The organism is Pseudomonas sp. BN606 (genome assembly GCF_029873115.1).
Taxonomy (GTDB): domain Bacteria; phylum Pseudomonadota; class Gammaproteobacteria; order Pseudomonadales; family Pseudomonadaceae; genus Metapseudomonas.
On the sequence record NZ_SSOF01000077.1, the window covers coordinates 24,470 to 42,030 of the forward strand.

The window sequence follows — 17,561 nt, forward strand, 5'->3', positions numbered from 1 at the left end:
TGCTTGTCCGTGCGATGGCAGGTTCAAAGCCTGGATAGACTCGGAGTAGCCGGTGAGCTTCGTGGTCTCAGGCGCGGGTCACCCCTCTCCTCTTAAGGGGGAGGGTAACGGGTCAGCGCAAGACTTCCCGCAGAACCCCTGCAAAGGCCTGCGCAGTTTCCGCTTCGGCCGCATGCCGGCCATCCCTTACCACCCAGTTCCCGCCCACCATCACATCGCGCACCTGACGATCGCCGCCGGCAAACAGCCAGCGGTTGAGCAGGGCATCGCCTTCGGCGGTGGCCAGGTAGGGATCGTTGCCATCGAGCACCAGCCAGTCGGCGCGCTTGCCGACTTCCAGGGCGCCCACCGGCTGTCCGAGGGCTTGGGCGCCACCGGCCAGGGCAGCGTCGAACAGGGTGCGGCCAACCTGGGGCTGATCGGCGCGATAGAGACGGTTACGACGCTGGTCGCGCAGGCGCTGGCCGTACTCCAGCCAGCGTAGTTCCTCCACCACGCTGACCGACACATGGCTGTCGGAGCCGATGCCGAGGCGACCGCCCCGGGCGAGGAAGTCCACCGCCGGGAAGATGCCGTCACCCAAGTTGGCCTCGGTGGTCAGGCAGAGCCCGGCCACCGCGCCGCTGGATGCCATGGATGTCACTTCTCCTGGCTCCGCATGAGTGGCATGGACCAGGCACCAGCGCTCATCCACCGGGGCATTCTCGTACAACCACTGCAGCGGCCGGCGGCCGCTCCAGGCCAGGCAGTCGTCCACTTCCTTCTGCTGTTCGGCGATATGGATGTGGATGGGGCGCTTGCCCTGTTCCGCTGCCAGCACGGCCTTGATCTGTTCAGGCGTCACCGCGCGCAGCGAGTGGAAGCACAGACCCAGGCGCTGGTTGGGCTGGCGAGCGATTTCTGCGCGCAGGCGTTCCTGCAGGGCCAGGTAGCTGTCGGTGCTGTTGATGAAGCGGCGCTGTCCCTCGTTGGGCGACTGGCCGCCAAAACCGGCGTGGCTGTACAGCACCGGCAGCAGGGTGAGGCCGATGCCGGCATCGCGGGCGGCCTGGCTGACCTGCAGGGACAGCTCGGCGGGGTCGGCATAGCGGCGGCCGTCGACATCGTGGTGCACGTAGTGGAACTCGGCGACGCTGGTGTAGCCGGCCTTGAGCATTTCGATATAGAGCTGACGGGCGATGATCCCGACTTGCTCCGGCGACAATCGCCCTACTAGTCGGTACATCAGGTCGCGCCAGGTCCAGAAGCTGTCATTAGGGTTGCCCGCCACCTCTGCAAGGCCAGCCATGGCGCGCTGGAAGGCATGCGAGTGCAGGTTCGGCATGCCCGCCAGCACCGGGCCTTGCAGGCGTTCGGCGCCTTCTGCGTCGGCATCGGCGAGGACCTGTTGGAGCAGACCGTCGGAGGAAACTTCGAAGCGGACGTTGCGCGCCCAGCCCTGCGGCAGCAGGGCGCGTTCGGCGAAGAATGCGGACATGGTGAGGGCCCCTGGATGGGTGGTTTTATTTGTATATACATATACAGACGTTTGAGGGTAACGTAAACTCACCGTCAGTCGCACACTTGTCTGGAGTTGTCGAATCCGGTACATGCCGGAGACGGGCGCCACGTTCCGGGCACCGCCAGTTCTGCCTCTTCGCCGACAAGGAGAATCTCGTGTCCAGTTCGCCCTCAGCGCCTTCGTCGCTGGCCGCCCAGATGGGGGGCACCCCCGCGCCGCTCTATGCCCGCGTCAAGCAGATGATCAGCCAGCAGATCCAGAGCGGCGCATGGCCGCCGCACTATCGAGTGCCCTCGGAGAGCGAGTTGGTCAACGAGCTGGGTTTCAGCCGCATGACCATCAACCGTGCCCTGCGCGAGCTGACTGCCGAAGGGCTGCTGGTGCGCATGCAGGGCGTCGGAACCTTCGTCGCCGAGCCCAAGGGCCAGTCGGCGTTGTTCGAAGTGCACAACATCGCCGAAGAGATCGCCGCTCGTGGCCATCGCCATCATTGCGTAGTGGTCAGCCTGGTGGACGAAGTGGCCGGTCCCGAGCGGGCACTGGCGCTTGACCTGCGTGAGGGCCAGCGCGTGTTCCACTCGCGCATCGTGCATTTCGAAAACGATGTGCCGGTGCAGATCGAAGACCGCTTCGTGAACCCGGCCGTCGCCCCCGATTACCTGAAGCAGGACTTCACTCGGCAGACGCCCTACGCCTACCTGTCCCAGGTGGCGCCTCTCACTGAAGGCGAGCATGTGGTGGAGGCCATCCTGGCCGACGCCGATGAGTGCAAGCTGCTGCTGATCGAGCGCGGCGAGCCCTGCCTCCTGATTCGCCGGCGTACCTGGTCCGGACGCAATACCGTGACCAGCGCGCGCCTTCTCTATCCCGGTTCCCGCTACCGCCTCGAAGGACGTTTCGGTTCATGACCCAATCCCGCTTGCTGCGTGCCGCCGATTACCCCCGCATGCCGTGGAAAAACGGTGCCGGTTCCACACTGGAAATCGCCCGCGATGCAGGCGACGGTCTCGACGGCTTCGGCTGGCGGTTGTCCATCGCCGATGTCGGCGAGTCGGGCGGCTTCTCCGCCTTCACCGGCTATCAGCGGGTAATCACCGTGCTGGAAGGCGCTGGGATGCGCCTTGCGGTAGACGGGCAGCAATCCCGCGACCTGACCGCTCTCGACGCGTTTGCCTTCAATGGTGGCAGTGCGGTGAACTGCGAGCTGATCGACGGCCCCATCCGCGACTTCAACCTCATCTATTCGCCGAAGCGCTATGCCGCTCGCCTGCAATGGCTGCAAGTCGAAGGCGAACTCAAGCTGTTCAGTGCCGCCAGCACCATGCTGTTGTTCGCCGCTGAAGGCGGGGTGAGCCTCACGCTGGATGGCCAGGCATTCGAATTACTCGGCCGACATGATTGCCTGCACATCGAAACCACCAGCGCCCTGGCCGAGGCGAAGCTGGACGGCAAGGGTGCCTGCTGCCTGATCGAGCTGACACCACGCTAAGGCGCACGGCCGATTCTTTTGTAGGGGCACATTGGCGCTACAGGGTCTAAACCTAATCCTGTCGCCCGCCACGCCTATCGGAGCTGCACCATGCCACGCCACAGCGTCCTCGCTGCCGTCGTCCTGTCGCTGGCGCTGTCCGCCTCGCTGGAAGCCGGAGCCGCCGAATGCCCCTATCCCAAGCCCGTGGTGCTGGCCGGGCTGAATTGGGAAAGCGGCATGTTCACCACCGAAGTGCTGCGCTACCTGCTGGAAAAGGGCTACGGCTGCAAGACCGATGTGCTGCCGGGTAACACCCTGACCATGGAAAACGCCTTGCGGCAGAACGACATTCAGGTGATTGCCGAGCAGTGGGCTGGCCGCAGCGAGTTGTGGCGCAAGGCCGAAGCGGCCGGTGAAGTCTTTGCCGTCGGCGAGCCAGTGAAGGGTGCCACCGAGGGCTGGTGGGTGCCGGATTACCTGGTGAAGGGGGAGGGCGCGCCCGCCGCGGACCTGCGTTCGGTGAGCGACCTGCCGCGCTTCAAGGCGCTGTTCAAGGACCCGGAAGATCGCAGCAAGGGGCGCTTCTACAACTGCCCCACCGGCTGGACCTGCGAAGGGGTCAATAGTCAGAAGCTCAAGGCGTACGGCCTGGAAGACAGCTATGTGAACTTCCGCACCGGCACGGGACCGGCGCTGGACGCGGCCATTACCTCGGCGATCCGACAGCGCCAACCCATCCTCTTCTACTACTGGTCGCCCACACCGCTGATGGGTCGCTATCAGCTGGTGCAACTGGAAGAGCCGCCCTTCGACCAGAAGGCCTGGGAAACCCTGATCGACCCGAAGAATCCCAAACCGATCGGCACGCGCTCGCTGCCGGCGAAAATCTCCATCGGCGTGTCCCGCGAGCTGCATGAAAAGGCACAGCCCCTCGTGGACGCCTTCGCCCGGTTGGAAATACCCCTGCCACTGTTCAACGGCATCCTTGCGCGCATGGCCGAGCAGCACGCCGACGCCGCTCCCATGGCCATCGACTTCTACCGCCAGCATCGGGATGTCTGGTCGAACTGGGTGCCGAAAGACGTCGCACAGCGCATCGACGACTCCCTGAAGTAACTGTTACCTAATGCCCCAGGTTGGGGAGCGCATGCTTCTAAATCGGGCATTCCCCCTGTGCGGTAACAGTTTTTTCACCGTCCGCCTCTCTGCTTGTCTATACATCCTGGCGCTCTGCGACCCTTGTGGCGCAAGGCTTCGAGCGGACTTTTCCGATTGCCTGAGAGAGTTTGGCCTCTCGCTTGCATATGCTTGTATGTACAAGTTTATATGTGTGCAGATGTTCACTGCTTTTCCCGCGCAGTCAGGCAGTAACGTTGCTCACCGCTACCACCCTACGAGGAGCCAGGCATGACCAAATTCCGTGACACCGAAATCCGCGCCCCGCGTGGCAACAAGCTGAACGCCAAGAGCTGGCTGACCGAAGCGCCGCTGCGCATGCTGATGAATAACCTCGACCCCGAGGTGGCGGAGAACCCAAAGGAACTGGTGGTGTATGGCGGCATCGGCCGTGCCGCGCGCAACTGGGAGTGCTACGACAAGATCGTCGAGACCCTTAAAGAGCTGAATGAAGACGAGACTCTGCTGGTGCAGTCCGGCAAGCCGGTCGGCGTCTTCAAGACCCACGCCAACGCCCCGCGCGTGCTGATCGCCAACTCCAACCTGGTGCCCCACTGGGCCACCTGGGAACACTTCAACGAACTGGATGCCAAGGGCCTGGCCATGTACGGCCAGATGACCGCCGGCAGCTGGATCTACATCGGCAGCCAGGGCATCGTCCAGGGCACCTATGAAACCTTCGTCGAGGCGGGCCGTCAGCACTACAACGGCAACCTTGCCGGTCGCTGGGTACTCACCGCCGGCCTCGGCGGCATGGGCGGCGCCCAGCCGCTGGCCGCGACACTGGCCGGCGCCTGCTCGCTGAACATCGAATGCCAGCAGACCAGCATCGATTTCCGCCTGCGCAGCCGTTACGTCGATGAGCAGGCCACCGACCTGGACGACGCCCTGGCGCGCATCGCCAAGTACACCGCCGAAGGCAAGGCGATCTCCATCGCCCTGCTGGGCAACGCCGCCGAGATCCTGCCGGAACTGGTACGTCGTGGCGTACGTCCGGACATGGTCACCGACCAGACCAGCGCCCACGACCCGCTCAATGGTTACCTGCCGATCGGCTGGAGCTGGGAGCAGTACCGCGACCGCGCGAAGAGCGACCCGGCTGCGGTGGTCAAGGCTGCCAAGCAGTCCATGGCCGTCCACGTACAAGCTATGCTGGACTTCCAGAAAATGGGCGTGCCCACCTTCGACTACGGCAACAACATCCGCCAGATGGCCAAGGAAGAGGGCGTGGCCAATGCCTTCCACTTCCCCGGCTTCGTCCCGGCCTACATCCGCCCGCTGTTCTGTCGTGGTATCGGTCCGTTCCGCTGGGCCGCGCTGTCCGGTGATCCGCAGGACATCTACAAGACCGACGCCAAGGTCAAGGAGCTGATTCCGGACGACGCCCACCTGCACCGCTGGCTGGACATGGCCCGCGAGCGCATCAGCTTCCAGGGCCTGCCGGCACGTATCTGCTGGGTTGGCCTGGGCCTGCGTGCCAAGCTCGGCCTGGCCTTCAACGAAATGGTGCGTAGCGGCGAGCTGTCGGCGCCCATCGTCATCGGTCGCGACCACCTGGACTCCGGCTCGGTCTCCAGCCCGAACCGCGAAACCGAAGCCATGCAGGACGGTTCCGACGCCGTTTCCGACTGGCCGCTGCTCAATGCCCTGCTGAACACCGCCAGCGGCGCCACCTGGGTGTCCCTGCACCACGGAGGCGGCGTGGGCATGGGCTTCTCCCAGCACTCGGGCATGGTCATTGTCTGCGACGGTACCGACGAAGCCGCTGCTCGCATCGCTCGCGTACTGACCAACGACCCGGGCACCGGCGTGATGCGCCATGCCGATGCGGGCTACCAGATCGCCATTGATTGCGCACGTGAGCAGGGCCTGAACCTGCCCATGATCGGCAAAGGAGACTGAGCGTGAACGCGCTGAACCTGAAACCCGGAAGCCTGACCCTGGCGCAGCTGCGCCAGGTCTTCCACGCGCCCGTGCATGTGACCCTGGATGCCAGTGCCGGCAAGGCCATCGACGCCAGTGTTGCCTGCGTCGAGAGCATCGTCGCTGAAGGCCGCACCGCCTACGGCATCAACACCGGCTTCGGCCTGTTGGCTTCGACCCGCATCGCCCCGGCCGACCTGGAGAAGCTGCAGCGCTCGCTGGTGCTGTCCCACGCCGCAGGTGTTGGCGAAGCCTTGGACGACGCCATGGTGCGCCTGATCATGCTGCTCAAGGTGAACAGCCTGGCGCGCGGTTTTTCCGGCATCCGTCGCAAGGTAATCGACGCTCTGATCGCCCTGATCAACGCCGAGGTCTATCCGCACATTCCTCTGAAGGGTTCGGTAGGCGCTTCCGGCGACCTGGCACCCCTGGCGCACATGTCGCTGCTGCTGCTCGGCGAGAGCAAGGCGCGCCACAAGGGCCAGTGGCTGCCGGCCACCGAAGCACTGGCTGTTGCCGGACTCGAGCCGCTGACCCTGGCTGCCAAGGAGGGCCTGGCCCTGCTCAACGGCACCCAGGTCTCCACCGCCTATGCCCTGCGCGGCCTGTTCGAGGCCGAGGACCTGTTCGCCGGTGCCACCGTCTGCGGCGGTCTCAGCGTCGAGGCCATGCTTGGTTCCCGCGCGCCGTTCGATGCGCGCATCCACGCCGCCCGTGGCCAGCGCGGCCAGATCGACGTGGCTGCTGCCTACCGTGAGCTACTTACTGCCAGCAGCGAGATCGCCCGCTCCCACGAGAAATGCGACAAGGTGCAGGATCCGTACTCCCTGCGCTGCCAGCCGCAAGTCATGGGCGCCTGCCTGACCCAGCTGCGCCAGGCCGCCGAAGTGCTGGAGATTGAATCCAACGCGGTTTCCGACAACCCGCTGGTATTCGCCGAATCGGGTGATGTGATCTCCGGTGGCAACTTCCACGCCGAGCCGGTGGCCATGGCCGCTGACAACCTGGCGCTTGCCATCGCGGAAATTGGCTCGCTGTCCGAGCGTCGTATCTCGCTGATGATGGACATGCACATGTCCCAGCTGCCGCCCTTCCTGGTGGAGAACGGCGGGGTCAACTCCGGCTTCATGATCGCCCAGGTCACGGCCGCCGCCCTGGCCAGCGACAACAAGGCCCTGGCCCACCCGGCCAGCGTCGATAGCCTGCCCACCTCGGCCAACCAGGAAGACCACGTGTCCATGGCGCCGAACGCCGGCAAGCGTCTCTGGGCCATGGCCGAAAACGTGCGCGGCATCCTCGCCATCGAATGGCTGGGCGCCTGCCAGGGGCTGGACTTCCGCACCGGCCTGAAGAGTTCGCCGAAGCTGGAAGAAGCCCGCGGCCTGCTGCGCGCGAAGGTCTCCTACTACCAGGAAGACCGCTTCTTCGCCCCGGATATCGAAACCGCAAGTGATCTGCTGGCCAGTGGCTGCCTGAACGCACTGGTTCCGGCAAGGCTGCTGCCGAGCCTGTGAACCTGAGGTAGGGAGCGGGAGGGTGGGGCGAGCGTCCCGCCCAGGTCGGGAAGACCGCAACTGCTTGAGGTACCCGGGGCGATCACGAGTCGTGACCGGTCGTCAAAACAACAATTGCCAGTCACTGGCACCGGGAGCCGGCACAACCGGCTTCTGTCGATGAACGAACTGCCTTAACCCTTACCAAGTTTCAGGAGCGTCGGAACATGCAATTCAAGAAGCGAGTGTTGGGCCTGATGTGTGCAGCGGGTCTGCTGGCCGGTACGGCTTCCGCCCAGGCGGCGGGCTGGTGTGAATCCGGCAAACCGGTGAAGTTCGCCGGGCTCAACTGGGAAAGCGGCATGTTGCTCACCGACGTGCTGCAACTGGTGCTGAAGAACGGGTATGGCTGCGAGACCGACAGCCTGCCGGGCAACTCCATCACCATGGAGCAGGCCCTGGGCAACAACGACATCCAGATCTTCGCCGAGGAGTGGATCGGCCGGAGCGACGCCTGGAACAAGGCCGCCTCCGCCGGCAAGGTGGTGGGCGTGGGCGCACCGATCGTCGGCGCCACCGAGGGCTGGTACGTGCCGCGCTACGTGATCGAGGGCGATGCCAAGCGGGGCATCGAGGCCAAGGCGCCGAAGCTCAAGGCCATCGCCGACCTGGGCCAGTACGCCGAACTCTTCCGCGACCCGGAAGAACCGGGCAAGGGCCGTTTCTACAACTGCCCGGCTGGCTGGACCTGCGAGCTGGACAACAGCGAAATGCTGAAGAGCTATGGCCTGGAAGAGAAGTTCACCAACTTCCGCCCCGGCACCGGCCCGGCCCTGGATGCGGCCGTGTTGTCGAGCTATCGCCGTGGCGAGCCTATCCTTTTCTATTACTGGTCGCCGACGCCGCTGATGGGCCAGGCGGACCTGGTCAAGCTGGAGGAGAAGCCCGGCGTGGACAAGAGCGTGACCATCCAGGTCGGCCTGTCCAAGACCTTCCATGACGAGGCTCCGGAACTGGTGGCCGTCCTGGAGAAGGTCAATCTGCCGATCGACCTGCTGAACCAGAACCTGGCGAAGATGGCCAAGGAAAAGATGGATTCCGCCGACCTGGCCAAGGTCTTCCTCAAGGAGCACCCGGAGGTGTGGCACGCCTGGGTGAGCGAGGATGCGGCGAAGAAAATCGAAGCCGCTCTCTGAGGCTGGGGCAGTCCCTAAATCACGGCCCGCTCCTTGGACGGAGGAGCGGGTTCACCACCTGACCGGAGCGAGCTATGTTCCCCGAACGCTTCACCTTTTCCATCGCTGACTGGGTCAATGGCTGGGTAGACAGCCTGGTGACCAACTACGGCGATGTCTTCCGCCACATCTCCGACACCCTGCTCTGGGCCATCGTCTATCTGGAAGGCACTCTGCGCGCCACGCCCTGGTGGCTGGTATTGGCGATAGTCGCCGGCATCACCTGGCATGCCACCCGACGCATCCTGCCGACGGTGGTGATCACCGGCCTGCTGTTCCTCGTTGGTGCGGTGGGGCTCTGGGACAAGCTGATGCAGACCGTGGCGCTGATGCTGGTGGCCACCTTCATCTCGGTGTTGATCGGCATCCCCCTGGGCATCCTTGCGGCCCGCAGCGACCGCCTGCGCGCCGTGCTGATGCCGCTGCTGGACATCATGCAGACCATGCCCAGCTTCGTGTACCTGATCCCGGTGCTGATGCTCTTCGGCCTGGGCAAGGTGCCAGCCATTTTCGCCACCGTTATCTACGCCGCGCCGCCGCTGATCCGCCTGACCGACCTCGGCATCCGCCAGGTTGACGGAGAAGTGATGGAAGCCATCAACGCCTTTGGCGCCAACCGCTGGCAGCAACTGTTCGGCGTGCAGCTGCCGCTGGCCATGCCGAGCATCATGGCCGGTATCAACCAGACCACCATGATGGCCCTGTCGATGGTGGTGATCGCCTCGATGATCGGCGCCCGTGGCCTCGGTGAAGACGTCCTGGTGGGCATCCAGACCCTCAACGTCGGCAAGGGCCTAGAGGCCGGCCTGGCCATCGTCATCCTGGCTGTGGTCTTCGACCGCATCACCCAGGCTTACGGCCGTTCGCGGCACGCAGTCAGCAAATGAGTGGCGAGAACATGAGCAAGATTGTCGTCAAGAACGTATTCAAGATCTTCGGCCAGCGCGCCGAGGAGGCCCTGGCACTGATCCAGCAAGGCAAGAGCAAAGCCGATGTGCTGCAAAACACGGGTTGCGTGGTCGGGGTAAACGACTTGTCGCTGTCCATCGGCGCGGGCGAGATCTTCGTGATCATGGGCCTGTCCGGTTCCGGCAAGTCCACCCTGGTGCGCCACTTCAACCGCCTGATCGACCCCACCAGCGGGCAGATCCTGGTCGATGGCGAGGACATCCTGCGCTACGACATGGAGCAGTTGCGCGAATTCCGCCGCAAGAAGATCAGCATGGTGTTCCAGAGCTTCGGTCTGCTGCCGCACAAGTCGGTGATCGATAACGTGGCCTACGGTCTCAAAGTCCGTGGCGAGACCAAGGAATACTGCCTGGAGCGCGCCCAGCACTGGATCACCACGGTGGGCCTGAAGGGCTACGAGAAGTCCTACCCGCACCAACTTTCCGGTGGCATGCGCCAACGCGTCGGCCTGGCCCGCGCATTGGCCTCGGACACCGACATCATCCTCATGGACGAAGCCTTCAGCGCGCTCGACCCGCTGATCCGCGCCGACATGCAGGAACAACTGCTGGAACTGCAGAAGACCCTGCAGAAGACCATCGTCTTCATCACCCATGACCTGGACGAAGCCGTGCGCATCGGCAATCGCATCGCCATCCTCAAGGACGGCCAACTGATCCAGGTCGGTACGCCGCGTGAAATCCTCCATCAGCCCGCGGACGATTACGTCGACCGCTTCGTCCAGCGCCGCGTGGCCAATCTGTAAGGAACATCCGAATGTCGTTACCCGAGAAAGTCCTGCTGGGCGATTCACCGCTGAACTGGCGCCAGGTGGTGGCCGTGGCCCGTCACGGCGCCCGCCTGGAGCTGACCCCGGCAGCCTGGGCGCGCATCGAGAATGCCCGTGGCATCGTCGAACGTATCGTCGAACGGGGCGAACGCGCCTACGGGATCAGTACCGGCCTCGGCGCCCTGAGCGACATTGTGCTGAACGCCGAACAATTCGCCGCGCTGTCGCGAAACACGCTGCTCAGCCACGCCTGCGGCGTTGGTCCCGTACTGGCCGATGAGCAGACGCGCGCCATCATCTGCTGCGCCATCGCCAACTACAGCCACGGCCGTTCGGGCCTGCAAAGGGCTGTGGTGGAAGCGCTACTGGCGCTGCTGGAGCGCGGCATTACCCCACGGGTGCCGTCCCAGGGCTCGGTGGGTTACCTGACCCACATGGCTCATGTCGGCATCGCCTTGCTCGGCGTTGGCGAGGTGAGCTATCGCGGCCAGGTGGTGCCTGCCGTCGAGGCTCTGGCCGCCGAAGGGCTGGAGCCCGTGCGCCTGGGCGCCAAGGACGGCCTGTGCCTGGTCAATGGTTTGCCCTGCATGACCGGCCTGACCTGCCTCGCCCTGGACGACGCCGAACGCCTGATGCGCTGGGCTGATGTGATTGGTGCCATGAGTTTCGAAGCCCTGCGCGGGCAGATCGCCGCCTTCGACCCGGACATCATCGCCCTCAAGCCGCACCCGGGCATGCAGACGGTAGGCGCCAACCTGCTGGCCCTGCTCGCTGGCAGCGAGGTGGTTGCCGCCAGCCGCGGCATTCGCACCCAGGATGCCCTGAGCATTCGCTCTATCCCGCAGGTCCACGGCGCCTGCCGCGACCAGTTCGCTCATGCTGCCCGCCAGGTGGATACCGAACTGGCCGCCGCCAATGACAACCCGCTGCTGCTGGGGACGCCGGATGCCTACAAGATCGTCTCCCAGGCCAACCCCCATGGCGAGTCGGTGGCCATGGCGGCCGACCTTCTGGCCATTGCCGTGGCTGAACTGGGTGGCATTGCCGAGCGCCGCCTGGATCGCCTGGTCAATCCGCTGGTCAGCGGACTGCCGGCGTTCCTGGTGAGCCAGCCCGGGGTCAACTCGGGAATGATGATCGCCCAGTACGTCGCTGCCGCCCTGGTCGGTGAGAACCGTCAGCTGGCGCAGCCGGCGGTTGTGGACAACTTCGTCACCTCCGGCCTGCAGGAAGACCACCTCAGCCTCGGTACCAGCGCCGCGCTCAAACTGGGCAAGGCACTGGAGAACTGCGGCCGCATCCTTGCCATCGAGTACCTGTTTGCCGCCCAGGCTTTCGAGTTCCACAAGCCCAGGGGCTTCGGTGCCGGCACAACCGCCGCGTGGGAAACCCTGCGCGAACGGGTGCCGGCTTATGACCAGGACCGTTGGCTGGCACCGGACATCGCCCGTGCCGCCGACCTGTTGCGCGACGGTGCCGCGCTGGAAGGGATAGCCGCTCGCACCGGAGGACTGCAATGAAACACCTCTGGGATAACTGCCACGTCGCCACGATGCGAGGCGGCAAGTACTCGATCATCGAAGACGCTGTACTGGTGACCTATGCCGGGCGCATCGAGTGGATCGGCCCGCGCGAGGCACTGCCGGCGATTCCCTATGACGTGGAAGTCGACCTTAACGGCGCTTGGGTCACCCCGGGGCTGATCGACTGCCACACCCATCTGGTATTCGGCGGCGATCGCAGCCGCGAGTTCGAGCAGCGTCTGGAAGGCGTCAGCTACGCCGAGATTGCCGCCCAGGGCGGCGGCATCGCCAGCACCGTGCGCGCCACCCGCGAGGCCAGTGAGGAGGAGTTGCTGGAAAGCGCTACCCGTCGCGCCCGAAAGCTGCTGCGCGACGGCGTCACCACCCTGGAAGTGAAGTCCGGCTACGGCCTGGACCTGGCCAGCGAGCGCAAGATGCTGCGGGTCGCCAGGCGCCTGGGCGAATCCCTGCCGATCACCGTGCGTGCCACTTGCCTGGCCGCCCACGCCCTGCCACCGGAATATGCGGGGCGTGCCGACGACTACATCGCGCACATCTGCAACGAGATGCTGCCGGCGCTGGCCGATGAAGGGCTAGTGGATGCAGTGGACGCTTTCTGCGAGCACCTGGCGTTCTCCCCGGCCCAGGTGGAGCGCGTCTTCAAGGTGGCGCAGAAACTTGGCCTGCCGGTGAAACTGCATGCCGAGCAACTGTCCTCCCTCCACGGGTCCGCCCTCGCGGCGCGCTACCAGGCGCTGTCGGCGGATCACCTGGAATACATGACCGAGGATGACGCCATCGCCATGGCCAAGTCCGGCACCGTTGCCGTGCTGCTGCCGGGTGCCTTCTACCTGCTGCGGGAAACCCAGCTGCCGCCCATCGAGGCACTGCGTAAGCACGGTGTCGCCATGGCGGTGTCCACTGACCTCAACCCCGGCACGTCCCCGGCGCTGTCGCTGCGGATGATGCTGAACATGGCCTGCACTTCCTTCCGCCTGACCCCGGAGGAAGCGCTGGCCGGCGCCACGTTGCACGCCGCGAAGGCCCTGGGCCTGGCCGATAGCCATGGCAGCCTGGAAAGCGGCAAGGTGGCCGACTTCATCGCCTGGGATATCCAGCGCCCGGCGGAGCTCGCCTATTGGCTGGGCGGCGACCTGCCCAAGCGGGTGATTCGACACGGACAGGAGATCGACTGTGGATAACGTACTGAGCTTCAGCCGCGGCAACGCACCGCTGCTGATCAGCATGCCGCACCCCGGCACCCTTCTGACCCCGGCAGTGGAAGCCGGCATGGTGGAAGCTGGCTGGGACCTCACCGACACCGACTGGCATATCCCGCGCCTCTACGACTTCGCCACCGAACTGGGGGTGAGCACGCTTGCCGCGCAGTACTCGCGCTACGTCATCGACCTGAATCGCCCGGCCGACGACAAGCCGCTCTACGCCACCGCCACCACCGGTCTCTATCCGGCGACGCTGTTCGATGGCGAGCCCCTGTACCACGAGGGCGAAGAACCCACTGCGGCGGAGCGGGCGCGTTACCTGGCGGACATCTGGACCCCGTATCACCAGACCATCAACGAAGAACTGGCGCGGATGAAGGCGGAGTTCGGTTACGCGATGCTGTTCGACGCGCACTCCATCCGTTCCTTCGTGCCGCGACTGTTCGATGGCCGGCTGCCGGACTTCAATCTCGGCACCAACGCCGGGGCCAGTTGCGATCCGGGCCTGGCCGACTCGCTCGTCAGGGTATGCGCCGATGCCCAGGACTATAGCCACGTGCTGAATGGGCGTTTCAAGGGCGGCCACATCACCCGTCACTATGGCCAGCCGGACCAGCACATCCATGCTGTCCAACTGGAGCTCGCGCAGTGCACCTACATGGATGAGCAGGTGCCTTTCGACTACCGCGAGGACCTGGCCGTGCCGACCCAGGCGGTGTTGAAGCAATTGCTGGAGGCGATGTTGGCATGGGGACGCCAGCGTTACGGAGTCTGATCGTCGCTTGATAAGGCAAGCAGCCGGCGATCAGAGCCCGCGCAAGAAGTCCAACAGAAGCTCATTCACGTCCGCAGGGCGTTCCTGCTGCACCCAGTGCCCGGCGCCTTGCAGCAGGTGGCAGCCCCGCAACTCCGGTGCCGTGCGCGGGAGGGCCTCGATCAACTGGGGAATGCCCGGGAAATCCAGAACCGAGTCCCGAGCGCCTGCCATGAACAGGGCCGGCTGCCGGACACGGCAACCACGCCATGGCGACATGAGTTCGCAGGACGTCTTCAGGGTGCGGTACCAGTTCAGCCCACCGCGAAAGCCCGTGCGGGTGAACTCACTGGCGTAATAGGTTATGTCCTCTTCCGTGAGCCAGGGCGACAGCGTCGCCGGCTCCCGCATGTTGCCCAGGAAACCCCTCTCCAGTGCGATGCGACCGAACGCCGGTTCGCCCTGCCAATCGCCGGAGCCACAGTGCAGGATCTTGCGCATGGACGATTCGACGTCCCGCTCCAGCTCTGCCTCCGCCACGCCCGGCGCCTGGAAGTACTGGATGTAGAAGTCGTGGATTCCCCAGGTTTCCAGCGTGCTCAGGACGTCTGTCGGGTCGGGCGGCGAGTAGGGGACGCTTATCCCAACGACGGCCCGGAACAGGTCGGGCCGCAGTAGGGCGGCGGTCCAGGCCACGACGGCCCCCCAGTCGTGGCCGACGATGACTGCCTGCCGTTCCCCCAGGGCGCGGACCAGGCCGACCATGTCGCCTACCAGGTGCAAGCGGGTATAGGCCTCCACTGATGGCGGTGCGCTCGTGCCGCCGTATCCACGCATGTCCGGGGCCGCAACCCGGAATCCGGCGCCGGCCAGCGCCTGGAGCTGGTGTCGCCACGAGTACCAAAGCTCGGGGAAACCGTGGCAAAGGATTACCAGTGGTCCCTTCCCCTGCACCGCCACCCGCATTTGCAACCCGTCCATGACCAGGGTGTTCAGTTGCAGGTCGCTCATGTCCGTCTCCCTCTGTCAGTTCAGCGTGGCCATGAGCGTCGGCAGGTTCGCCGCTGCCTGCTGCCGCGCCACGGACAGTTCCTTGAGCAGCGCATGGCGCTCCGTGTCCTCCGGCTGCACGTCGCGTATCACGGTCGTCATCAGGAACAGGCGGGAACTGAACAGCCACCGGAACAAGGCCTCGTTCTCGCGCCATTTCAGGAAGTTGCCCAGGTAGCTGTCCCAGATCCTGACCCAGTCCTCCGGGGTGTGTGGAGCCGGAACCGGCCGGCAGTTCGCATTCTTCTCGGCGTTGTCCGCGACGTGGCACTCGACGTAGGCGATCAGGGCCGCGGAAAACACTGGCTGGTTGTTGCTCACAAGGGTGAGGTTGATGCGCTCATCTTCGAACACCTGCGGCACCCGCCAGCCGGCCAGGCCACGGGCGCTGCAGTCGACGATCAGCGCCCCGGCAGGAATCTCGACGCGCCCTCGTTCGAGCTGGATATTCCTTGGCTCGACCGCCAGCACATGGCCCAGCCGGACCTTGTTGTCGATGCTGCGCAGGGCACGGAGTTCGGCCTGGGTGACGGTGGCGCCGCGATAGGCTGTCGGCGTGATGGCGGGATCGATGCGCAGCAGCTGGCCTGATCGTTCGAGGCGCTCGAACAGGTCGGCCAGCGAGCCGGCTGTGGCGATGGCCGAGTACTGTGCAGTGACGCCACGGACGCACTGCTCGAAAAACTCGAGGCCGGGTTGCAGGGTGGCGCGGTCTACCAGCCACGGATCGTTAGGCATGACCCAGTGGATCGACGTTGATGGCACGCCGTTCTTCAGTAGCCACAGGCAGGTGTCGATGCCGGTCTTGCCGCAACCGACCACTACATAGGCCCGCCATGGCTGGCTGATTGACGGCAGCGAATTGGGCGCCAGGCAGGTGACCCCCTGGCCGACCCGGTACCTGGGAGGGTGGGTGGAGGGAACCTCGGTCTGGGCGTGGGTACCGTCCACCAGCTTTCGGCCTACCTGCACGCGCAGTTCCTGGCCACTGAGCCGGGACCGGCAACGATGGTCGGAACCACGGTCGCCGATGTAGTCGTGCATGGGGAGGTAGCGTACCCGTCCCGACGGGAGGAATCGCTGGTTCATGACCTGGTCGTAATAACTGAGGATCTCTGCGGCGGAGGCCAGTTCGTACAGGCCTTCACCCAGCGCGGACAGATCTTTCTTGCCACTGCCAAGCTCTCGTGAGTTGACGCCATAGCAGGCTGAAGGCTGGTGCAGCCGTACAAAGGGGTAAGCATCGTTCCAGTGGCCGCCGGGATGGCCGTGCTGGTCGACCATCAGCACGGTAGCATTCGACTCGCTGAGCAGGGTGTCGACGAAGGCCATTGCCGAAGCCCCCGCGCCGATGACCAGATAATCGGTGTCCAGAAGCTCGGCACTCATGGCGACTGTCTCCGCGCAGCAGGTATACCCAACTGTTCAAGGCTAGCCCCACGGGGCTGGGGCTCCAGAACAAGAGCTGATTGCCGAGATAGCCAAGGACTCTATGACCGGTTGGCGGACGCTCCCGCACAGGGCTGTCGCACGGTTTCAGCGTTGCAGGCCAAGATGGCGGATCACCACGTCCTCGTTCGCCACCCGCTCCCAGACATCGTCCAGTAACTCCGCCGGATAGAAGGGCAGGGTGGTCAGCTCTTCGCGACTGATCCAGCCCACTTCGCGAATCTCGAACTCGTCGCCACCCAGGCCATTCAGGTTGGCCAGGCTGAGTTCGCCGCGCCAGGCATCGATCCGGTAGAACAGTTCCATGTGGAAACGCCCCATGGCCGGCTCGGCGAACTCGCGGACGTAGACCAGTGGGCCGACGTTCACGTCTAGACCGGTTTCTTCCCTGAACTCACGGCGCACCGTGTCGCGGGTGGATTCGTCGCTGACCGATTCGAAGCCGCCGCCAGGTGGAATCCAGTAGGTATCGTCCCCCACCACGTGCTTGACCAGCAGGATGCGGCCCTCGTGCACCAGCAGGCCGGCAGCGCGTATGCGATGGGTGAGCGGCTTGCTCATTGCCAGTCCAGCCGGGCGAGCTTCCATTCACCGTCGTCCAGCCACCATTCCAGCTTCACCGCGTAATGGCGTGCGCTGTCGGGGATAAGCCCCTCGGCGCCGGTGAGGGCCACCTGGGCGTCCGTATAGCCTTTCTCGCGGTAGGTCGGGTCAAGGCTGTTCGCCTTGCTGAGGGCGAGAACGCTGACGTTCTTGTGGCGCATGAAAAGCAGGGTCATGGTGCGCCTGGCCCAGTCCCGGTCGTGCTGTTGCTGGGCAATGAACTGCGGGTGCAACTGCTCCAGCACCGCGGTGGTTTTTTTCGCTTCGAGGTTCTCCTGCAGCCGTTGCACTGCCGCATCCAGCTCCGCTGCCGGGTCGTTCCGGCCACAACCGGCTAGGATTGCCAGAACGTATAGCATCGGCAGAGCGAACTTCCTGAGTAACATGCTGAACTCCTTTTTCCTCGTTATGATGCCCGGCAG

Annotated in this window: 16 protein-coding genes; 11 read left to right on the forward strand and 5 right to left on the reverse strand. The window is 64.8% G+C overall.

Annotated features, from left to right (window positions below):
• Nucleotides 1-112 precede the first annotated feature (112 nt).
• Complete coding sequence (locus E8E75_RS19130) at nucleotides 113-1,477, reverse strand: formimidoylglutamate deiminase (RefSeq protein ID WP_153918198.1); 1,365 nt, start codon at nucleotides 1,475-1,477, stop codon at nucleotides 113-115.
• A 179-nt stretch (nucleotides 1,478-1,656) separates the two neighbouring features.
• On the opposite strand from E8E75_RS19130, the gene hutC reads away from it, so the two are divergent.
• The 11 genes from hutC to hutG all read left to right on the forward strand — a co-directional run bounded on the left by hutC (nucleotide 1,657) and on the right by hutG (nucleotide 14,058).
• Nucleotides 1,657-2,409, forward strand: coding sequence for a histidine utilization repressor (gene hutC / locus E8E75_RS19135; protein WP_120654123.1), 753 nt, complete (start codon nucleotides 1,657-1,659; stop codon nucleotides 2,407-2,409).
• Nucleotides 2,406-2,990, forward strand: a complete 585-nt coding sequence (locus tag E8E75_RS19140; RefSeq protein WP_120654124.1) for a HutD family protein — start codon at nucleotides 2,406-2,408, stop codon at nucleotides 2,988-2,990. Before hutC ends, E8E75_RS19140 begins: the two co-directional genes overlap by 4 nt.
• Nucleotides 2,991-3,080: 90 nt before the next feature.
• A complete protein-coding gene (locus E8E75_RS19145; RefSeq protein ID WP_153918196.1) occupies nucleotides 3,081-4,088 on the forward strand; it encodes an ABC transporter substrate-binding protein in 1,008 nt (335 codons plus the stop codon).
• 291 nt (nucleotides 4,089-4,379) lie between these two features.
• Nucleotides 4,380-6,050, forward strand: a complete 1,671-nt coding sequence (gene hutU / locus E8E75_RS19150; protein ID WP_153918194.1) for a urocanate hydratase — start codon at nucleotides 4,380-4,382, stop codon at nucleotides 6,048-6,050.
• Complete coding sequence (hutH, locus tag E8E75_RS19155) at nucleotides 6,047-7,585, forward strand: histidine ammonia-lyase (RefSeq protein ID WP_153918193.1); 1,539 nt, start codon at nucleotides 6,047-6,049, stop codon at nucleotides 7,583-7,585. The genes hutU and hutH (E8E75_RS19155) overlap by 4 nt, the downstream gene beginning before the upstream one ends.
• Nucleotides 7,586-7,791: 206 nt before the next feature.
• Nucleotides 7,792-8,760: an ABC transporter substrate-binding protein gene (locus tag E8E75_RS19160; RefSeq protein ID WP_120654128.1), complete on the forward strand. Its 969-nt coding sequence runs from the start codon at nucleotides 7,792-7,794 to the stop codon at nucleotides 8,758-8,760.
• 74 nt (nucleotides 8,761-8,834) lie between these two features.
• On the forward strand, nucleotides 8,835-9,686 hold the full coding sequence (locus E8E75_RS19165) for a proline/glycine betaine ABC transporter permease (protein ID WP_028629837.1): 852 nt from the start codon (nucleotides 8,835-8,837) through the stop codon (nucleotides 9,684-9,686).
• Nucleotides 9,683-10,513, forward strand: a complete 831-nt coding sequence (locus E8E75_RS19170) for a glycine betaine/L-proline ABC transporter ATP-binding protein (RefSeq protein ID WP_153918190.1) — start codon at nucleotides 9,683-9,685, stop codon at nucleotides 10,511-10,513. The genes E8E75_RS19165 and E8E75_RS19170 overlap by 4 nt, the downstream gene beginning before the upstream one ends.
• 11 nt (nucleotides 10,514-10,524) lie before the next feature.
• On the forward strand, nucleotides 10,525-12,057 hold the full coding sequence (gene hutH / locus E8E75_RS19175) for a histidine ammonia-lyase (RefSeq protein WP_120654130.1): 1,533 nt from the start codon (nucleotides 10,525-10,527) through the stop codon (nucleotides 12,055-12,057).
• Nucleotides 12,054-13,262, forward strand: coding sequence for an imidazolonepropionase (gene hutI, locus E8E75_RS19180; RefSeq protein WP_120654131.1), 1,209 nt, complete (start codon nucleotides 12,054-12,056; stop codon nucleotides 13,260-13,262). The genes hutH (E8E75_RS19175) and hutI overlap by 4 nt, the downstream gene beginning before the upstream one ends.
• The gene (gene hutG, locus E8E75_RS19185) at nucleotides 13,255-14,058 is read left to right on the forward strand and encodes an N-formylglutamate deformylase (protein ID WP_280359644.1); all 804 of its coding nucleotides are present in this window, start codon (nucleotides 13,255-13,257) and stop codon (nucleotides 14,056-14,058) included. The genes hutI and hutG overlap by 8 nt, the downstream gene beginning before the upstream one ends.
• Before the next feature lie 30 nt (nucleotides 14,059-14,088).
• On the opposite strand, the gene E8E75_RS19190 is transcribed toward hutG, so the two are convergent.
• From E8E75_RS19190 to E8E75_RS19205, 4 genes are all read right to left on the reverse strand, one after another.
• Nucleotides 14,089-15,048 (reverse strand): alpha/beta hydrolase, encoded by a 960-nt coding sequence (locus E8E75_RS19190; RefSeq protein ID WP_153918188.1) that lies wholly within the window; start codon nucleotides 15,046-15,048, stop codon nucleotides 14,089-14,091.
• Between the two features lie 15 nt (nucleotides 15,049-15,063).
• The gene (locus E8E75_RS19195) at nucleotides 15,064-16,476 is read right to left on the reverse strand and encodes an FAD/NAD(P)-binding protein (RefSeq protein ID WP_153918186.1); all 1,413 of its coding nucleotides are present in this window, start codon (nucleotides 16,474-16,476) and stop codon (nucleotides 15,064-15,066) included.
• A gap of 147 nt (nucleotides 16,477-16,623) precedes the next feature.
• Complete coding sequence (locus E8E75_RS19200; RefSeq protein WP_153918183.1) at nucleotides 16,624-17,097, reverse strand: NUDIX hydrolase; 474 nt, start codon at nucleotides 17,095-17,097, stop codon at nucleotides 16,624-16,626.
• Entirely contained in the window at nucleotides 17,094-17,525 is a 432-nt protein-coding gene (locus E8E75_RS19205) for a hypothetical protein (RefSeq protein ID WP_153918181.1), read from the reverse strand. The genes E8E75_RS19200 and E8E75_RS19205 overlap by 4 nt, the downstream gene beginning before the upstream one ends.
• Between the last annotated feature and the right edge of the window lie 36 nt (nucleotides 17,526-17,561).